This is a genomic window from Intrasporangium sp. Soil_C_50 (genome assembly GCF_057656595.1).
Genome location: NZ_JBDGKB010000006.1, coordinates 174,066 through 190,275, shown reverse-complemented (window position 1 = coordinate 190,275; position 16,210 = coordinate 174,066). Strand labels below are relative to the sequence as shown.

Here is a 16,210-nt window from a genome sequence, read left to right as displayed (position 1 = left end):
GTCAGAGCACCGCCTCGTAGAGCCGGTCGGTCAGCTCGGCCTGCCGCTCGGGCGTGAAGGCGCGGCGCTGGACGGCCTGGAGGGCCGCGCCGTAGCGGTCCCGACCCTCGGGGTCGTCGGCGAGCGCGCACAGCAGCGTCGCGGCGGTGTCGGCGTCGCCGGGCGCGTGGAGAGCAGCCCCCTCGATCGACCCGGACGTCTCGAGGTGGCCGCCGCCGGAGACGGCGACGACCGGCAGCGCGGCCGCCATGGCCTCGAGCACGGTCAGGCCCAGACCCTCGACCCGGCACGGCGCGAGGAGCACCGACGCGCGGAGCATGAGGCGCTCGACGTCGTCACGGTGGCCGAGGAACGTCGTAGCGTCGGCGATCCCGAGCACGCCCACGAGGGACTCGACCGCGGCCCGGTCCGAACCGTCACCGGCCAGGTGCAGCCGCCAGCCGCGGGCGGCGAGGCCCGACGCCGCGAAGGCGCGGACGGCGACGTCGGTCTCCTTCTCGCGCTCGAAGCGCTGCGCCACGAGGACGACGGGCTCGCGCTCGGCCGCGGTGGGTGAGGCGTCGACGGTCTCGACCCCCGGGTGGATGACAGTGCTGGGCCGGCCGATGCTGCGGGCGACGAACTCGCTGATGGAGATCCGCGCCCGGACGCGTCGGGCCGCCAGGTCGGCGGCCAAGACGGACGCCGGGTTGCTGCCGGCCGGGCGCGCGAAGTGCTGCGTGGCCACGAGCGGTACGGCCCGCCCGGCCAGGGCTGCCGCGGCCGCCACCTCCGCCGCGGTCATGTGGGCGTGGACGACGTCGGCGCCGCCGGCGGCCAGACGCGTCCGGCGGGCCACGTCGGTGACGGTGCGGGCCGGCTCGTGGCGCACGCGCGGGCCCGCGGCTGCGGCGGTGCGGGCTGGGTCGCCGCCGACGACGAGCACCTCGTCGCCGCGGTCGGCCTGGGCCCTGGCGAGGCGGGCGACGTGGCTCTCGACCCCGGCGAACGCGTCGGAGCGCACGACGTGCAGCACCCTCATGCGTCATCTCCGAGCCGGGCGTCGGCCGGCGTGTGCGCGTCGCCGACCGGAGCGTCGAGGGACGTGTCGAGGGACGTGTCGAGCGAGGTGAGCAGGTCGAGGTAGCGCCGGGCCACGAGCGTCCACGAGTGCTGCTCGGCGGTGGCGCGCGCCGCCGCGCAGGTGGCGTCGCGCGGCATCGCGAGGACGCGCTCGATCGCGGCCGCGAGGGCAGCGGGCAGTCGATCGGAGGGTGCGTCGACGACGGCACCGTTGATGCCCTCGACGACCACGTCGGGCACGCAGCCGGTCGGGGTGGCGACGACGGGCACGCCGCAGGCCAGGGCCTCGAGGACGACGAGGCCGTAGGACTCGTAGGCGCTCGGGCTGGCGAGCACGTCGGCGGCGTGCAGCCATGGCCGCGGGTCGGGGTGGGCACCGACGAGGTGGACCCGGCCGCCGACACCGGCACGGTCGGCACGTTCCCCGGCGGAGGCGAGGAGGTCGGGGGTGCCGCCGACGACGACGAGGTGGGTCGAGGTGTCGGTGGCGGCGAGGGCGTCGGTGAGCGCAGGCAGCCCCTTGCGGTCGAACTCGTTGCCGATGAACAGGACGACGTGGTCGGCGTCCTTCAGCCCCAAGGTCTTTCGGGCGGCGGAGCGCTCGATCGGCGTCGGCGGCCGGAAGCGGTCGACGTCCACGCCGTTGCCGATCACGGCGGTCGGCAGGCGCAGCCCCGGGTAGGTGTCGCGCAGCAGCTGCTCCTCGGCGCGGACGAGGTTGACGACGACGCGGTGCGCCCCCGACCGCGTGTACCGGTACCGGTCTCGCGCCGTGGTGAAGACGTGCAGCGGGTTGCGCAGCAGGCGCAGCCGGGCGTGCCCGCGCGAGGCCATCGCCACCTGGACGATGCCGTGGTTGACGTAGACGTCGCCGGCGAGCGCGTCGTTGTGGCACACCGACAGCTGCTCGGGGTGGGCGCGCAGGTGGGCCCGGGCCCGGGCCGTGCCGACGGTCGAGAACCAGACGACGCGGGCCAGCAGCGCGAGTCGGCCGCCGACGCCGCCCCCGGGCGCGGGCAGCCACCCGCCCCCGCACTCGACGAGGGTGAACCGGCGCACGTCGACGCCCGCCCGGCGCCACTCCTGCTCGAGGTGGTGGGCCACGGCGCCGACTCCCGTCCCCGGCGCGATCTCCGGGGTGATCTGCACGACGGTCGTCATGGCGCACCCACGCGCGGCGCCCACGACACCTGCGGCACGCGTCCTTCGACGACCTCCGGGGGGGCGCTGCGCCGCAGCTCGGCGTACCGCTGCGCGCCGAGGCAGATGCCGAGCACGACGAACGGCACCGAGGCCTGCACCGCCGACCAGAAGAGGTCGAACTGGGCCTGGGTCAGCCGGTTGACGAGGACGCCGAGCGCGACCGATCCGTACACCGGGTCGAGCCGCCACGCCACGCGCAGGGCGACGACGGCGAGCACGACGAACAGGACGAGGCCGACGACGCCCGCCGAGGTGAGCACCTCGACCTCGGCGTTGGGCGGCTGGAACGAGACGGGGAACCGGTCGGTGTACCACCAGCGCAGGCCGACCCCGAACCACGGGTCGGTGCCCCACACGTCGAGGCTGTCCTGGAACCAGGTGAGGCGCTGGAACACCGAGTTGAACTGGTTGCCGGACTTGAGCTGGTCCTGCACGAGGTTCGTGACGAAGAGGACGGCCGGCGCGAGGACGAGCAGCACGAGCTTGCTACGGCGGTGCTCGGAGCGGGCCCGCAGGACGAGGACGAAGACGGCGGCGACGAACCCGATGACGGCCTGGCGTGACTGGGTCAGGAACATCGCCATGACCATGAGGGCGAGCAGCAGCCAGCGGAGGCGCCGGCCGATGCCGGCCCACGACGGACGCGCGTAGAGGATCGTCGCACCGAACGAGCAGACGGTGCCGACGAAGTTCTTGTGCATCGGGTAGGGGAAGGTGATGTAGACCGGCGAGAGGTCGCCGCGAAGGACCTGCAGGCCGCCCTCGACGACGGTGACGACCGCCAGGAACGTGATCGTGGCGACGACGAGCCGCAGGCCGGTGCGCGCGTGCCCGTTGGCCCCGACGGCCCAGCCGACGAGGAGGCTGCCGGAGACCGTCATCCACGCGTGCGTCCACTCGACGACGTTGGCCGAGTACGGATTGTTGACGACGGTGATCAGTGTGGCGAACTGGTAGGCCGCTGAGGCCCACAGCACGGCGCGCAGCCCCGGCGAGAACGGCCGGCGGGCGAGCAGCAGCGCGGGCAGGGTCGCCGCCGCGAGGGCGAAGTCGGACAGCGAGAGGTCGACGCCCTGGCTGCCGACGCGGAGCACCGCGAAGAGCACGGGGAGCACAGCGAGCGGGATGAGGCCCGGCTGGACGGCCGTGACCCCGGTGGCGAGCACGGCGACGGCCAGGACGACCGCTGCCTCGGGCGTCGTCGCAGCGAACCGCCCCACGACGAGCAGGAGGGCGCCGACCAGGACGACGAGACCGGCCGTGCGCACCCGCGCCCAGCCGCGTCCGTCGACGGCGCCACCCATCAGCGACACGTCAGGTCCCCTCTCCGGCAAGGCCGCTCGCCACCGAGTCGGCGGGTCTTCGCTCCGCGCGAACCGGCCCGGCGAGGTTGGCACGCAGGCGCCGACGCGCGGCGATGCCCCGCTCCCCCGGCAGCACGACCGCGCGCACCCCGGAGCCGAGCACCTGACCGACGCGGCTGATCTGCCAGCCGAGCGCACCGTGGTGCTTGCGCAGGAAGAGCTCTTGCGCCGCCTGGACGTGGCCTTCGCGGCGCTCGGGGTCGGTGCTCGTCGCGGCGCCGACGTGGACCGCGTGCGCCTCGGGCGCCACGGCGTGGCGCCAGCCGAGCCGCACGGCCCGCGCGGCCCAGTCGGTCTCCTCGCCGTAGAGGAAGAACCGGCCCTCGTCGAAGGGACCGACGTGGTCGATGGCCTCACGCCGCAGGAGCAGCACCGAGCCGATGACGTACCGGTCGCGCCGCCACCGCCCCAGCCCGACGGCGTCGAGCCACGTGCCGAGCGGCGACGGGAACGGCCACGTGACGCGCGAGGGGTGGCCCTGCAGGTCGACCTGCGCCGGACCGACGCTGGCCAGGCCGGTGTCGGCTGCGAGCGCCGCGACGAGCCGGTCGACGTCGGCCGGCTCGACGACCGCGTCGGGGTTGACGAGGAGGACGTCGGCGTCGGGGGCCACCCGGCGCAGGCCCTCGTTGACGCCTGCCGCGAAGCCGCCGTTGCGACCGGGGTCGACGTAGCGCGCGCCGTGACGTTCGGCGACCGCGCGGACCGCGGGCGAGGACGAGTTGTCGACGACGGTGACGCGGTGGCCGGCGAGCGGCTCGAGCGCGCCACCGAGCAGGCCCGGCTGGCCGTACGCGACGACGACGACCTCGAGCGGCCGCCGGCCCGGGCCGGCCTCGTTTGGCGTAAGCGTCGCCGACCGGTAGAGCCCGTCGTGGGCGAGCGCCACGTTCTCCCACGACGACTCGGCAGCCCGGGCCAGGCCGGCCTCGCGCAGCCGCTCGGCCGTGGCGGCATCGCGACCGGCCTCTGCCACCGCCTTGGCGAACCCCGCCGCGTCGCCCTCCCCGACGACGAGCGCGGCGTCGCCGACGACGGTCGGCAGGGCCCCGCTGTCGCTGACGACGACGGGGGTGCCGCAGGCCATCGCCTCGAGCGCGACGCGTCCGAACTGCTCGACCCATGACGGGGTGGTCAGCGACGGCACGCAGAGCACGTCGAGGGCGCGCAGGAACCCCGGCAGCTGCGCCGGGTCGAGGGCGCCGAGGTGCTCGACCCGGGCGGCCACTCCGAGGTCGGCGGCGAGGCCGTCGAGACGCGCGCGGTCGGGGCCGTCGCCGGCGACGCGCAGGGTCAGGCCGGCGTCGAGGGCGAGGGCCTCGAGGAGCACGTGGACGCCCTTGGCCGGGTCGAGCCGGCCGGCGTAGCCGACGACGACGTCACCGTCACGGGTCCGCCCGTCCCGGGGCGGGCCGGACGCGTCCGGCGTGAAGGTCGTGACGTCGGTGCCGAGGTCGATGGTGCGGGCCCGGCCCGGGTAGCCCTTGCGCTCGACGATGCGCCCGGCCTCGTCGGTGCACACGACGATGCCGGACGCGTGCCGCAGCGCCCACCGCTCGAGCCAGCGGAACGGCGGCGGGTAGCGCTTGTCGAGGTTCTGCGCGGAGTAGAGCACGTAGGGGGCGCGCTGGCCACGCAACCGGCGCAGGAGCAGCACCTCGGCCGTCGCGAGCGCGAACGGCTCCTCGTGCACGTCGACGACGTCGAGTGGCCGGCCGAGCGCCCGCCACAGCGGACGCGGGTCGTAGACGAAGAGGGCCGGGTGGCGTCCGAACGTGGTGACGCCGGTGACCGGCTCACCGTCGCGCGGCACGAGCGGCACGACGCGTCCACCCTCGGACCACTCACGGGCAGAGAGGAGCCCGACGTCGTGACCGAGCCGGCGCAGGGCGCGCTCACGCTCGCGCCAGCCGTCGACGACGGCGCTGTGGGACACGCGCAGTGTCCGCATCGGTCCCCTCCTGACCGTTTCTCGCCGGACCAGTGGGTCCAGCCGGCCCCTCCCCAGGGACCACCGGCGCCAGATGTCCCGACTCGGCCCCGGCATTCGGATGATATGGGACGATGCTCGCACGTACCGTCGAGATCGGCCGGGGGGACCGTGACTTTTCGTGACTTCCTCTTAGTGCTGGGGGCACGCTGGCGGATCGTCGTCCTCAGCCTGTTGACGGTGATCGCGGCCACGGCCGTCCAGACGATGCTGACGCCTGCCGTCTACACCGCCAGCACGAAGATCTACCTGTCGGCGACCGAGCCGCCGAGCTCCACGGACGGCAAGTCCGGCACGTACGCGATCCAGGCCAGCGACCTCGCCACCTACCTCGACGTCCTCACCTCGCCGTCGGTCAGCGAGCCGCTGACCCAGCGCCTTGGCCTGCCGCCGGGCACACCCCTCGGCCTCTCCGGCGAGGTGTCGCAGACCTCGAACATGATGACGATCAGCTCGACCGGCGGGGACGCGCAGCTCGTGGCCCGCGTCGCCAACGAGGCCGGGCCGGTCCTGGCCGACGTCGCCAGGAAGTTCTCGCCGCTGCTGGCCTCCAACGGCCAGTCGGTCGAGTCCACGACGATCTCGCCGGCGACGGTGCCGGGTGAGCCGATCTCGCCGAACGCGAAGCGCAACCTGCTCATCGGCGGGCTACTCGGCCTCGCCCTCGGCATCGGCCTGGCCCTGCTGACCCACACCCTCGACACCAAGGTGCGCACCGAGGAGGACATCCGGGCGCTGTCCAAGCGCCCGATCCTCGGCGACATCCCGCTCGTCAAGGCCGCCAAGGACGCCACCGGCTTCCTCAGCCTCGAGTCGGACCCGCACGGGCGGCACGCCGAGGCCATCCGCCGCCTGCGCACCAACATCCTCTTCGTCGACGTCACCACCGGCGGCCACTCCTTCGTCGTCACCTCCTCGGTGCCGGGCGAGGGCAAGACGACGACGACCGTCAACCTCGCGCTCGCCATGGCCGACGCCGGCTCGCGGGTGCTGCTCATCGACGGCGACCTGCGCAACCCGTCGGTGGCCAGGACGCTCGGCCTCGACGGCGGCTTCGGCCTCACGACCCTGCTGCTCGGGCACGCCGAGCCCGACGACGTCATCCAGCAGTGGCGCGACAGCTCGCTGTACGTGCTGCCGGCCGGCGCCGTGCCGCCGAACCCGAGCGAGCTGCTCGGTTCCGAGCCGATGGAGCAGCTCTTCGGCAAGCTCGCCCAGCAGTACGACTTCATCCTCGTCGACAGCCCGCCCGTCGTGCCCGTCATCGACGCCGTGCTCATCCACAAGCTGACGCACGGCCTCATCATGGTCGTCGGCGCGGAGAAGACGAAGAAGAAGGACCTCGCCAGCGCCGTCCAGTCCCTCGAGACGGTCGACGTGCCGGTGGCCGGGTTCGCCCTCAACCTGGTGCCGTCCGGGTCCTCGACGGCCCACCGGTACGGCTACTACGGCTACAACCGCGACGCCTCGGCGCCGGTCAAGCCGGTCAAGCCGGTCAAGCCGTCCAGGGCCGAGAAGGGCGCGGCCAAGGCGTCCGCGAAGGCCGCCGCCCAGGCGGAACGGGCCGAGCACCATCGGCAGCCCGCCCGCCACGGCTGACCGGCTCTGACCGACCGGCAGCAACGGACCAGCACCGCTGCCGCGTCGGCGGGTCAGCCCGTGGGGCGCAGCAGCCCGCGGGCCACCAGGTCGGCGACGAACGCGTCGACCTGCTCGGCCACGGCAGCGGCGGACTGCTCCCACGCCGCGGCCACCCTGGTGTGCCATTCCTCGGCCGGCGTGCTCGTGGCCGACGTCCAGATCGACGCGGCGACGCCCTCGAGCACGTGGATCGGGCCGCCCGGCAGGCCCGCCACCCAGACCGTCAGGCCGTCGGGCGAGACGACCGCGCCGACGTCCTCGGCCGGCTCGTACGCCGGGCGCGGGCCGCTCACGACCCACCCCCACGGAGGCGGTGCAGCTGCTCCCGGACGCCGCGCACCGGTCGCGCGAAGAACTCGGCGACGACCTCGCGACGGGTCAGCGGCCCACCCCGCACGATGCTCAGGTGTTCGACGTTGACGAGGACGGAGCGTCCGGCCAGCGTCAGCTTGGCGCGGAGCCCGCGGGCGGCGCGGATCCGGGCGCGCCACTCCTCGACGCGGGTGCCCCCGCGCGCCGCGACGCGCCAGAGGCCGTAGGCGGGGTCGGCGGCGTGGTCGTCGAGGGTGTCGGTGATGACCGAGAAGGCGACCTGGGCGTCGAGCCGGTCGACCCACTCGAGGACGCCGGTGCGCTCTGCGTCGGTGGCGCTCGTCCAGACGCAGTCGACGTCGCGGGCGGCCTTGGCGTCGTTGCCGGCCCGCGCGGCATGGAGCAGCAGGAGGCACGCCTGGGCAGGCCGTGAGGGCACGGCGCAGGGGCGGCCGCCGAGCGAGATCGTCTGCCGTTCGGACCAGAGGGTCTCGAAGGCGGCCTCGGGGCTCGGGCCGGTACCGGGGAAGATGCGGTGCACGTCGAGCAGCCCGAAGTCCTCGTGCCGGAAGGTCGCGGAATGCTCGAAGGACGAGGCGTACGCGAAGGTGTTGATGAGTTTCCAGCCGTGGTCGGCCAGTGCGGACAGGACGGCCGGCACGTCGCTCGGGTGCACGAGGACGTCGGCGTCGGAGTAGCTGCGACCCGGCACGAGGCTCGGGTCGAGGGCGGCTCCCTTGACGTGGACGGCGCGAGCCCCGAGCCGGTCGACGAGGTGCTGGGCGGCCGCGTGGGCGAAGGCGATCCGCACCTCGTGCGGGATGTCGACGGTCGGGGCCGACTCTCCCGCGCCGGTGTCCTCCGCAGCCATGAGCCAACCCCCATACACTGCGAGCCAACCGGACGATCGCACCCTAACAGCCCGCCCGCGGCCACGGACCGGGGTCGCGGCGATCAGCCGCAGGGGCCGGTCGGGCCCGGTGGCCGAGAGGGGGTCCCGTGTCGCGTCGCGCCCGAGTCGTCTGGCTGCTGTGCGGGGTCGCCTCGGCACTCGGTTTCGTCCTCGTCGCGCTGCTGGTCCTGCGCACCTCCCCCGGTGATGCCGTCGACCGCTGGTTGTCCCGGGTCGTGCTCGACGGGCTGCCCGCGCCCCTGCGGCGCGGCCTCGACGCGCTCGCCCGGCCCCTGCTGCTCGTGGCGCTCGCCCCCGTCGACGTGGCGCTGGCGCTGGTCGCCGTCGTCCGACGCGGGTGGCGGCGGGTTGGCGTCGCGGTGCTCGTCGTCGTGACGTCGGCGGTCACCACGAGGACGATCGACGCGCCCACGCTGCTGAACCTTCCCGGCGCGGGCTACCCGTCCGACCACGCGACGGTCGGGTTCGCGCTCGTCGTCGCGCTCGGCGTCCTGTGGCCGCGCCCTCTCGGACGCCTCGGGCTGGGCGTCGGGACGGTCCTGGCGGTCGTCGTCGGCGTGGGCAACGTCAGCTGGTACGCGCACCGGCCCGTCGACGTCCTCGGCAGCGCGCTGCTCGTGGCGTCCGCGACGGCGCTGTCGGTCGCGCTGCTCGGCGGCGACGCGTCGAACGTGCGCGTCGAGACCCGGGCCCCCTCGCAGCCCCGGTCCGCGGCCCGTTCTGCAGCCGGCTCAGAGGCCGACTGACCGCCAGACGCGGGCGTGCCCGAGGGCGCTGGCCTCCCACGTGAACCGTCGTGCACGTGCGAGGCCGCGAGCGACGAGGGCGGCCCGGTCGGTGCCCGCGGACAGGGCGTCGAGGACGCCGTCGGCCAGGCCCGGACCGGTGGGCTCGACGAGCAGCCCCGCGTCGCCGACGACCTCGGGCAGCGAGGAACGGTTCGAGGCCACGACCGGCACGCCGGCCGCCATGGCCTCGAGCGCGGGCAGCCCGAAACCCTCGACGAGCGACGGAACGACGACGACCTCGGCGGCGGCGTAGAGGCCGGGCACGTCCTCGGCCGGCAGGCGTCCGGGCAGGACGACGCCGGGCAGCTCGGCGAACAGCTGTGTCCGGCGCGGGTGCGGTGGTCCTGCGAGGACGAGCGTCAGCTCGGGCCGCGTGCGGTGGACGACCGGCCAGGCGTCGGCGAGGGCGGCGAGGTTCTTGCGCTCCGAGGCGCCCCCCGCGGTGAGGACGAACGGACCCGTGACGCCGAGGGACTCGAGGCGCCGGGGCGGCAGGGGCTGCGCGCCGAAGAAGGCGGCGTCGACCCCGTTGGGCACGACGTGCGGGTCGCGGATGCCGAGCACCTCGACCGCCTCGGAGGCCGTGTACTCGGAGACGCAGACGACGGCGGCCGCCCGACGCAGCTCCTCGGCCGCGGCCCGGACCGGTGCCGACTCGTCGGCGAAGCGCCAGGCGACGACGTCGTGCAACGTCACGACCTCGATCGGCGCCGGCGGCAGCTCGAGACTCATCCGGTGCACGAGGCCCGCGCCTCGGTGCACGAGCCTGCCGACGGCCGCACGGGGCGTCGCGGGCGCCTGCGAGAGCCAGCCCATCGGGAGCCGGACCGTGCCCGGGAGCGGCGACCGGAGCGAGCGTGCGATGCTGCGCCGCACCTCCCACGTCTCCCCCGGACCCGACAGCACGTCGAGCGCGGCTCCCGCGCGGGAGGCGACGTGGCCCTCGTAGGCCTGCGCGCCCATGGGCACGGCAGTGGCCGTCGTGGCGATGGTGAGGCGGGGCACGCGTCCTCCTCCGGCGGTCAGCGGGTCGGTGCGGAACGGCGCTGTCGGGCCGTGCCCGCATCGTAGGGTGAGAGCCGCCGCCCGGGCTGGGACCCGGGCCGTTTGGACACCCAGCTCGACACCCAGCCCGACACCAGCCCGAGGCAGCAGGAGGCGGCGTGACCGGTGGCCGGCCCCGCGTCGCCCTCGTCGCGTCGTCCTACGACCCGTACGTCGGCGGCGTCGAGTCGCACGTGCGCCACGTGGCGCAGGCGCTGCGCCGGAGCGGCACCGACGTCGAGGTGTGGACGGTCGACCGGGGCGAACACCTCGGCGAGCGCGTCCTCGACGACGTCCTGGTGCGCCACCTGCCGACGCCGATGCCGGCGCGCAACGCCGCCTCCCTCGCCGGGTTCGCGACCGCCGCGCCCGGCGCGTGGCGTCGCTGGCGTGCCGCCCACCGCGAGTTCGCCCCCGACGTCCTGCACGTCCAGTGCTTCGGGCCGAACGGGGCCTGGGCGCTGGCCCTGTCCCGTCGCACCGGCACCCCGCTCGTCGTCTCGAGTCACGGAGAGACCATGGCCGATGACCACGACGCGTTCGGCGGGTCGGCGCTGTTGCGCCGGGCGCTGACCCGCGCTGTCGCTGACGCGGCAGCGACCACCGGCTGCTCGGAGTCGGTGCTGGCCGACCTGCGGACGCGGTTCGGCCTCAGCGGAGGGGTCGTCGTGCCGAACGGCGTCGACCTGGCGGCGCACCCGCTCGGCCCGGCCGGCCCGCCGGCCCCCGACGCCGGGGAGCCCGCGGTCGTCCTGGGGGTCGGGCGACTCGAGCACAACAAAGGGTTCGACCTGCTCGTCGACGCCATGGCGCAGGTGCACGCGGAGCGGCGAGCCACCGCCGCCCGGCTCGTCATCGTCGGCAGCGGTTCGCAGGCGGAGCAGTTGCGGGAGCGCGCGTCCGCGCTCGGGATCGGCGACCGGCTCGAGCTCACCGGCGCCCTCGGCGAGGCCGGCGTCGACGCGTGGCTGCGCCGGGCGTCCGTCGTCGTCGTGCCGAGCCGGGTCGAGGCGTTCGGGATCGTCGCGCTCGAGGCGTGGCGGGCCGGCGCCCCACTCGTCGCGACGAGCCTCGGCGGTCCGGCCACGTTCGTCACCGACGGCGCCGACGGCCTCCTGGTCGACCCGACCGACGAGCGCGCCCTCGCCGAGGCGATCGGTGCCCTGCTGGAGGACCCCTCCCGAGCGCACCGCCTCGCCACTGCCGGCCTGGAGCGCGTCCGCGGCTACGACTGGTCCGACGTCGCCGCCGTGTACTCCCGGATCCACGCCGAGATCCTGCGCGAGCCCAGCCGCGCCACCACCTGACGGTGATCCCTCACCAGCTGCTCCCACCACGGGAGCAGTACGCGAGGGAGCCAAGGCAGGCCACCTCGCCGCCACACCCACCCCCACGCCCTCACCACCTGCTCCCACCACGGGAGCAGTACGCGAGGGAGCCAGGGCAGGCCACCTCGCCGCCACACCCACCCCCACGCCCTCACCACCTGCTCCCACCACGGGAGCAGTACGCGAGGGCGCGGACGGAAGCTCTGGCCACGGCAGAGCCGGTCAGCGTGTCCGGGGCGCTCCGCCGAGCAGGAGGTCGAGCACCCGGGACGCCGGACGCCGGACGCGGTCGGGCAGGACACGGTCGACGGCGCCGCGGTCCTCGACCGTGAGGCCGGCTCCGAGGAGGCGCAGCACGCTGACGCAGCCCACGGTGCCGATCACCCCCGCGGCGACCGCCCGGAGCAGCACGGGGCCGTCCATCGCCGCGCCAGCGAGGTAGGCGCCGACCGCCGACACCGACCCGACGAGGAGCGGAACGGCGTCGCGCACCACGACCCGCACCGGCAGGCCCAGGGCCCGCAGCTCGCGCACAGCAAGGATGCCCAAGCTCGTCAGGGCGCCGCCGGCATTGGCGATGACGGCTCCCCACACCCCGAGCGAGGGGATGAGCGCCACGGCCAGCCCGATGTCGACGACGAGCGCCACGACGTAGGCCACGAGGATCGGGTGGCCGGACAGCCGAGCAGTGACGAAGGCGAAGATCGGGCCTCCTGCCGTCGCGATGCCCGAGGTTACGGCGAGCGCGAGGACCACGGGCGAGGCATCGGCGAACTGATGGCCGTAGAGGACCGGGACGAGCAGGGCCAACGGGGCCACCGCCGCTGCGTCGACGAGCGCGACGACCGACGCACCGCTGCGCACCACGCGCCGGAACGCCGGCGCCACCGCCGACTCGTCGACCTCACGCAGCCCCGAGATCGCCGGGATGAGCGGGCCGACGATGGCCTGGGCCGGGGCGAAGGTGTGCACGGCCAGGCCGAAGGACAGCGCGTAGATCCCGAGGGCCTCGGGCGTCGCGAGCCAGCTGAGGACGAACACCTCGCTGCGCGAGGACACGAGGCCGCCGACCACACCGGCGAGACCCATCGGCACCGCGAAGCGCCAGAAGCCGGCCGGCATCCCCCGCGGCAGCGCGGGCCGCAGCACCGCGGTGCGGTACCGCGGCGAGACGCGCAGCAGGCACAGCCCGACCGCCAGGCCGGTGACGACCAGACGCGTGGCCCACACGGCGTCCGGGGTCCGCACGACGAGCGCCACGACGACGACCGCCACCTGCGTCAGGAGCGTCGTCACGAGCGCGATCTTCGCCCCGTCGGCCGTCTTGTTCTCGATGCCGAGGCTCGTCGCGCCGCCGTCGAGCGCGGAGGGCAGCACGACGCCGAAGAGCAGCGCCATCCCCATCGCCCAGGGCGGCACGTCGGCCGTGACGAACACGACGACGAGCAGCACCGGCATCGCGACGGCGAGCCGGAAGCCCTGCCACTGCGACAGCAGCCGCGCGACGTCGGCCGTGCGCCCGGCGGCGTGCGCCTTGGCGCCGTACTGGATGACGGCCGTCGCGAACCCGGTCGTCAGCAGCCCCGAGACGAACTCCATGATCGCCGTCAGCAGCGCGAGCCGGCCGTAGTCCGCGGCACCGAGGACGCGTGCCACGACGAGGTTGACGAGGAACGCGATGGGAATGGCGACGAAGGTGTGCACGACCGTCCAGGCGGCGCCCCGCACGGCACGCTCCTGGAGGTGACCGGCGCTCATCGCCGTCGGGTCGTCACCGACGTCACGGGCCGCTGCGGCATCGGGCACGAGCGCCCTGTCGTCGGGACCGGTCTCGTCACCGGGCGCGGAGGCCGGCATGAGCGGCAGTATGTCAGCAGGTCGGCCGGTTACGGCCCGATCCGCCCGTTTCGGCCCGTCTCGCGTCGTAGCCTCGCACCGTGCCAGGACCCGTGCGTGTCGCCGTGCTCGACCACACCGCCGAGCCGGGTGGTGCCGAGCTCGCGCTCGTGCGCGTCCTCGAACGGCTGGACCCGCAGCGCGTCACCCCGGTCGTCGTGCTCTTTGCCGACGGGACGCTCGCCGACCGGGTGCGCGCGCTCGGCCACGAGGTCGTCGTCGTGCCCCTGGCCGGAGACGTCATCGCCGTGGACCGCGGCTCCGGCGCGGCAACGCTCCTGCGTCCCCGTCGGATCGGCGCGAGCGCCTCGTTCCTGCGGCGGCTCGTCGCGACCCTGCGGCGGCTCGACGTCGACATCGTGCACACCACCTCCCTCAAGGCCGACCTCGCCGGCGTCGTCGCCGCGCCCCTGGCCCGGCGGCCGCTCGTCTGGCACGTGCACGACCGGCTCGCCGCCGACTACCTGCCCGCGCGCACCGCGCGGCTCCTGCAGGCCCTGGCCCGACGCGTCCCGCACACCGTCGTCGCCAACTCCGAGGCCACGGCCGCGACCCTGCCCGGCGCCCGGCGGCTCACCGTCGTGCACCCCGGGCTCGCCCCCGAGCAGGTGGTGCCTGCGCCGCGCACGCGTCAGCCGGACGGCCCACCCGTCGTCGTCATGGTCGGACGCATCGGCCCGACCAAGGGTCAGCTCGTCCTCGTCCGCGCGACCCGACGCGTCGTCGACGCCCACCCGGGCACACGCGTCCGCATCGTCGGCGACGCCGCCTTCGGGGCCGACGCGTACGCGGTGGCCGTCCGCGACGAGGTGCGGGCGCTCGGCCTCGAGGGCTGCGTCGAGCTCGTCGGCTTCACGACCGACCCGCGCGAGGAGCTGGACCGCGCCACCGTGGCCGTGCACGCTGCCACGGTTCCCGAGCCGTTCGGCCAGGTCGTCACCGAGGCGATGGCGGCCGGTGTGCCCGTCGTGGCGACCCGCGGTGGCGGCGTGGGCGAGATCGTGCGCACCGACGCGGGCGGATGCACTGACGCGGGCGGATTCACTGACGCGGGCGGATTCACTGACGCGGGCGGATGCCCCGACGCGGGCGGACCCTCCGCCGCCTCCGCGTCGTCCACTCCTGCCGCAGCCACCGGGCTGCTCGTGCCACCCGGTGATCCCGACGCCCTCGCCGCTGCGATCCTCGACGTCCTCGACGACCCCGAGAGGGCCCTGGCCCGGGCGGCCCGCGCCCACGCCGACGTGACCCACCGGTTCCTCGCGTCCACGACGGCCGCGGCCCTCACGCAGGTGTGGGAGCACGCCTCTTCACGCTAAATGCCTACATGGGGGTGTCCGTCTCGTTAGCCTGAGATGACCTGGACCGGGGCGTTTGTGAGGCCGTGCCAGCCCTCGCGGTGTGCACGCCTGCGCACCTCCCGCCGATCCGGAGCCGCCGATGACCAGGTCCACGCCTCCTCGGACGGTGACGGCATGGTGACCGAACGGCCGACCTTCCCGACCGCTCCCGGCCGGCGGCTCGTCGCGCCGTCCTGGCCCCTCACCCGCCGGCCACGCGTCGCCATCGCGCACGACTACCTGACGCAGCGCGGCGGCGCGGAACGCGTGGTCCTCGCCCTGCTCCGCGCCTTCCCGGAGGCGACGATCCACACGACGCTCTACAACGCTCGGGCCACGTATCCCGAGTTCCGCGACGCGCACGTCGTGCTCTCCCCGATCGACCGGCTGCCGATGCTGCGCCGGGACCACCGCGTGGCGCTGCCGATCCTGCCGTGGGCGGTCTCGCGCCTACCGATCGACGCCGACGTCGTCATCGCCTCGAGCTCTGGCTGGGCGCACGGCGTCCCGGCCACGGGACGCAAGCTCGTGTACTGCCACGCACCGGCCCGCTGGCTCTACCAGCCGGAGGCCTACCTCGGGCAGACGTCCGGGCGATCGCTGCGCGGTCGGGCCATCTCCGCGCTCAGCGACCGGCTGAAGCGGTGGGACCGGGCCGCCGCCGCGACCGCCGACCGCTACCTCGTCAACTCCACGCTCGTGCGCGACCAGGTCCGTGCGGCCTACGGGCTCGAGGCCGACGTCGTGGCTCCGCCCTACGGGATCGACCCCACGGGACCACAGGAGTCGGTGCCCGAGCTCGACGGGTGGGAGGACGGCTTCCTGCTCGTCGTCTCCCGGCTCATGCCGTACAAGAACGTCGACGTCGCCGTCGAGGCCGTCCGGGGCCTGCCCGAGCGTCTGGTGATCGTCGGTGCCGGTCCGATGGAGGCACGGCTGCGCGCCGACGCGCCGGAGAACGTGCGCCTCGTCAGCGGCCTGACCGACGCGCAGCTGCGCTGGACCTACGGGCACGCGACGCGGCTGATCGCGCCCAGCTTCGAGGACTTCGGCCTGACGCCGCTCGAGGCGGCGGCGTTCGGGGTGCCGACCCTGGCCCTGCACGGTGGCGGCTACCTCGACACCATCGACGAGTCCGTCAACGGCGTCTTCTTCTCCACCCCGACGCCGGATGCCATCCGGGACGCGATCGGCGAGGCAGGCGTGCGCCGGTGGAACGCCGACGCGGTGCGGGCCCACGCGTGGCAGTTCTCCGAGGCTCGGTTCCACGCCCGCATGCGCGACGAGGTGGACGACCTGCTCGACGGCGACGGGTGAGGCGAGCGCCGA

The 16,210-nt window shown here is 74.8% G+C and carries 13 protein-coding genes; 5 read left to right on the top strand and 8 right to left on the bottom strand.

What is annotated here, in order from left to right; genetic code table 11:
- Position 1 precedes the first annotated feature (1 nt).
- From AC3A5R_RS15045 to AC3A5R_RS15030, 4 genes are read right to left on the bottom strand one after another with little or no spacing between them, the layout of a single operon-like run.
- Positions 2 to 1,021 carry a glycosyltransferase family 4 protein gene (locus AC3A5R_RS15045; protein WP_487621576.1) on the bottom strand — a complete coding sequence of 340 codons (1,020 nt, stop codon included), beginning with the start codon at positions 1,019 to 1,021 and terminating at the stop codon, positions 2 to 4.
- Positions 1,018 to 2,223 (bottom strand): glycosyltransferase family 4 protein, encoded by a 1,206-nt coding sequence (locus tag AC3A5R_RS15040; RefSeq protein WP_487621575.1) that lies wholly within the window; start codon positions 2,221 to 2,223, stop codon positions 1,018 to 1,020. The genes AC3A5R_RS15045 and AC3A5R_RS15040 overlap by 4 nt, the downstream gene beginning before the upstream one ends.
- Positions 2,220 to 3,569 (bottom strand): O-antigen ligase family protein, encoded by a 1,350-nt coding sequence (locus AC3A5R_RS15035; protein WP_487621618.1) that lies wholly within the window; start codon positions 3,567 to 3,569, stop codon positions 2,220 to 2,222. Before AC3A5R_RS15035 ends, AC3A5R_RS15040 begins: the two co-directional genes overlap by 4 nt.
- Positions 3,570 to 3,579: 10 nt before the next feature.
- Positions 3,580 to 5,580, bottom strand: coding sequence for a glycosyltransferase (locus tag AC3A5R_RS15030; RefSeq protein WP_487621574.1), 2,001 nt, complete (start codon positions 5,578 to 5,580; stop codon positions 3,580 to 3,582).
- A 219-nt stretch (positions 5,581 to 5,799) separates the two neighbouring features.
- On the opposite strand from AC3A5R_RS15030, the gene AC3A5R_RS15025 reads away from it, so the two are divergent.
- Positions 5,800 to 7,218: a tyrosine-protein kinase domain-containing protein gene (locus AC3A5R_RS15025; protein WP_487621573.1), complete on the top strand. Its 1,419-nt coding sequence runs from the start codon at positions 5,800 to 5,802 to the stop codon at positions 7,216 to 7,218.
- A 53-nt stretch (positions 7,219 to 7,271) separates the two neighbouring features.
- Here AC3A5R_RS15025 and AC3A5R_RS15020 read toward each other — a convergent pair whose 3' ends face one another.
- Together AC3A5R_RS15020 and AC3A5R_RS15015 are read right to left on the bottom strand one after the other, a co-directional pair.
- On the bottom strand, positions 7,272 to 7,553 hold the full coding sequence (locus AC3A5R_RS15020) for a PqqD family peptide modification chaperone (protein WP_487621572.1): 282 nt from the start codon (positions 7,551 to 7,553) through the stop codon (positions 7,272 to 7,274).
- Entirely contained in the window at positions 7,550 to 8,443 is an 894-nt protein-coding gene (locus AC3A5R_RS15015; RefSeq protein WP_487621571.1) for a nucleotidyltransferase family protein, read from the bottom strand. The genes AC3A5R_RS15020 and AC3A5R_RS15015 overlap by 4 nt, the downstream gene beginning before the upstream one ends.
- 128 nt (positions 8,444 to 8,571) lie before the next feature.
- On the opposite strand from AC3A5R_RS15015, the gene AC3A5R_RS15010 reads away from it, so the two are divergent.
- Positions 8,572 to 9,231: a phosphatase PAP2 family protein gene (locus tag AC3A5R_RS15010; RefSeq protein WP_487621570.1), complete on the top strand. Its 660-nt coding sequence runs from the start codon at positions 8,572 to 8,574 to the stop codon at positions 9,229 to 9,231.
- On the opposite strand, the gene AC3A5R_RS15005 is transcribed toward AC3A5R_RS15010, so the two are convergent.
- Positions 9,217 to 10,278, bottom strand: a complete 1,062-nt coding sequence (locus AC3A5R_RS15005) for a glycosyltransferase family 4 protein (RefSeq protein ID WP_487621569.1) — start codon at positions 10,276 to 10,278, stop codon at positions 9,217 to 9,219. The genes AC3A5R_RS15010 and AC3A5R_RS15005 overlap by 15 nt on opposite strands.
- A gap of 158 nt (positions 10,279 to 10,436) precedes the next feature.
- On the opposite strand from AC3A5R_RS15005, the gene AC3A5R_RS15000 reads away from it, so the two are divergent.
- Positions 10,437 to 11,624, top strand: coding sequence for a glycosyltransferase family 4 protein (locus tag AC3A5R_RS15000; protein WP_487621568.1), 1,188 nt, complete (start codon positions 10,437 to 10,439; stop codon positions 11,622 to 11,624).
- A 243-nt stretch (positions 11,625 to 11,867) separates the two neighbouring features.
- On the opposite strand, the gene AC3A5R_RS14995 is transcribed toward AC3A5R_RS15000, so the two are convergent.
- Positions 11,868 to 13,502, bottom strand: coding sequence for a lipopolysaccharide biosynthesis protein (locus tag AC3A5R_RS14995; protein ID WP_487621567.1), 1,635 nt, complete (start codon positions 13,500 to 13,502; stop codon positions 11,868 to 11,870).
- Positions 13,503 to 13,582: 80 nt separating this feature from the next.
- On the opposite strand from AC3A5R_RS14995, the gene AC3A5R_RS14990 reads away from it, so the two are divergent.
- Positions 13,583 to 14,860, top strand: a complete 1,278-nt coding sequence (locus AC3A5R_RS14990) for a glycosyltransferase family 4 protein (RefSeq protein ID WP_487621566.1) — start codon at positions 13,583 to 13,585, stop codon at positions 14,858 to 14,860.
- Between the two features lie 156 nt (positions 14,861 to 15,016).
- Entirely contained in the window at positions 15,017 to 16,198 is a 1,182-nt protein-coding gene (locus AC3A5R_RS14985; RefSeq protein ID WP_487621565.1) for a glycosyltransferase, read from the top strand.
- The last annotated feature ends 12 nt before the right edge of the window (positions 16,199 to 16,210 follow it).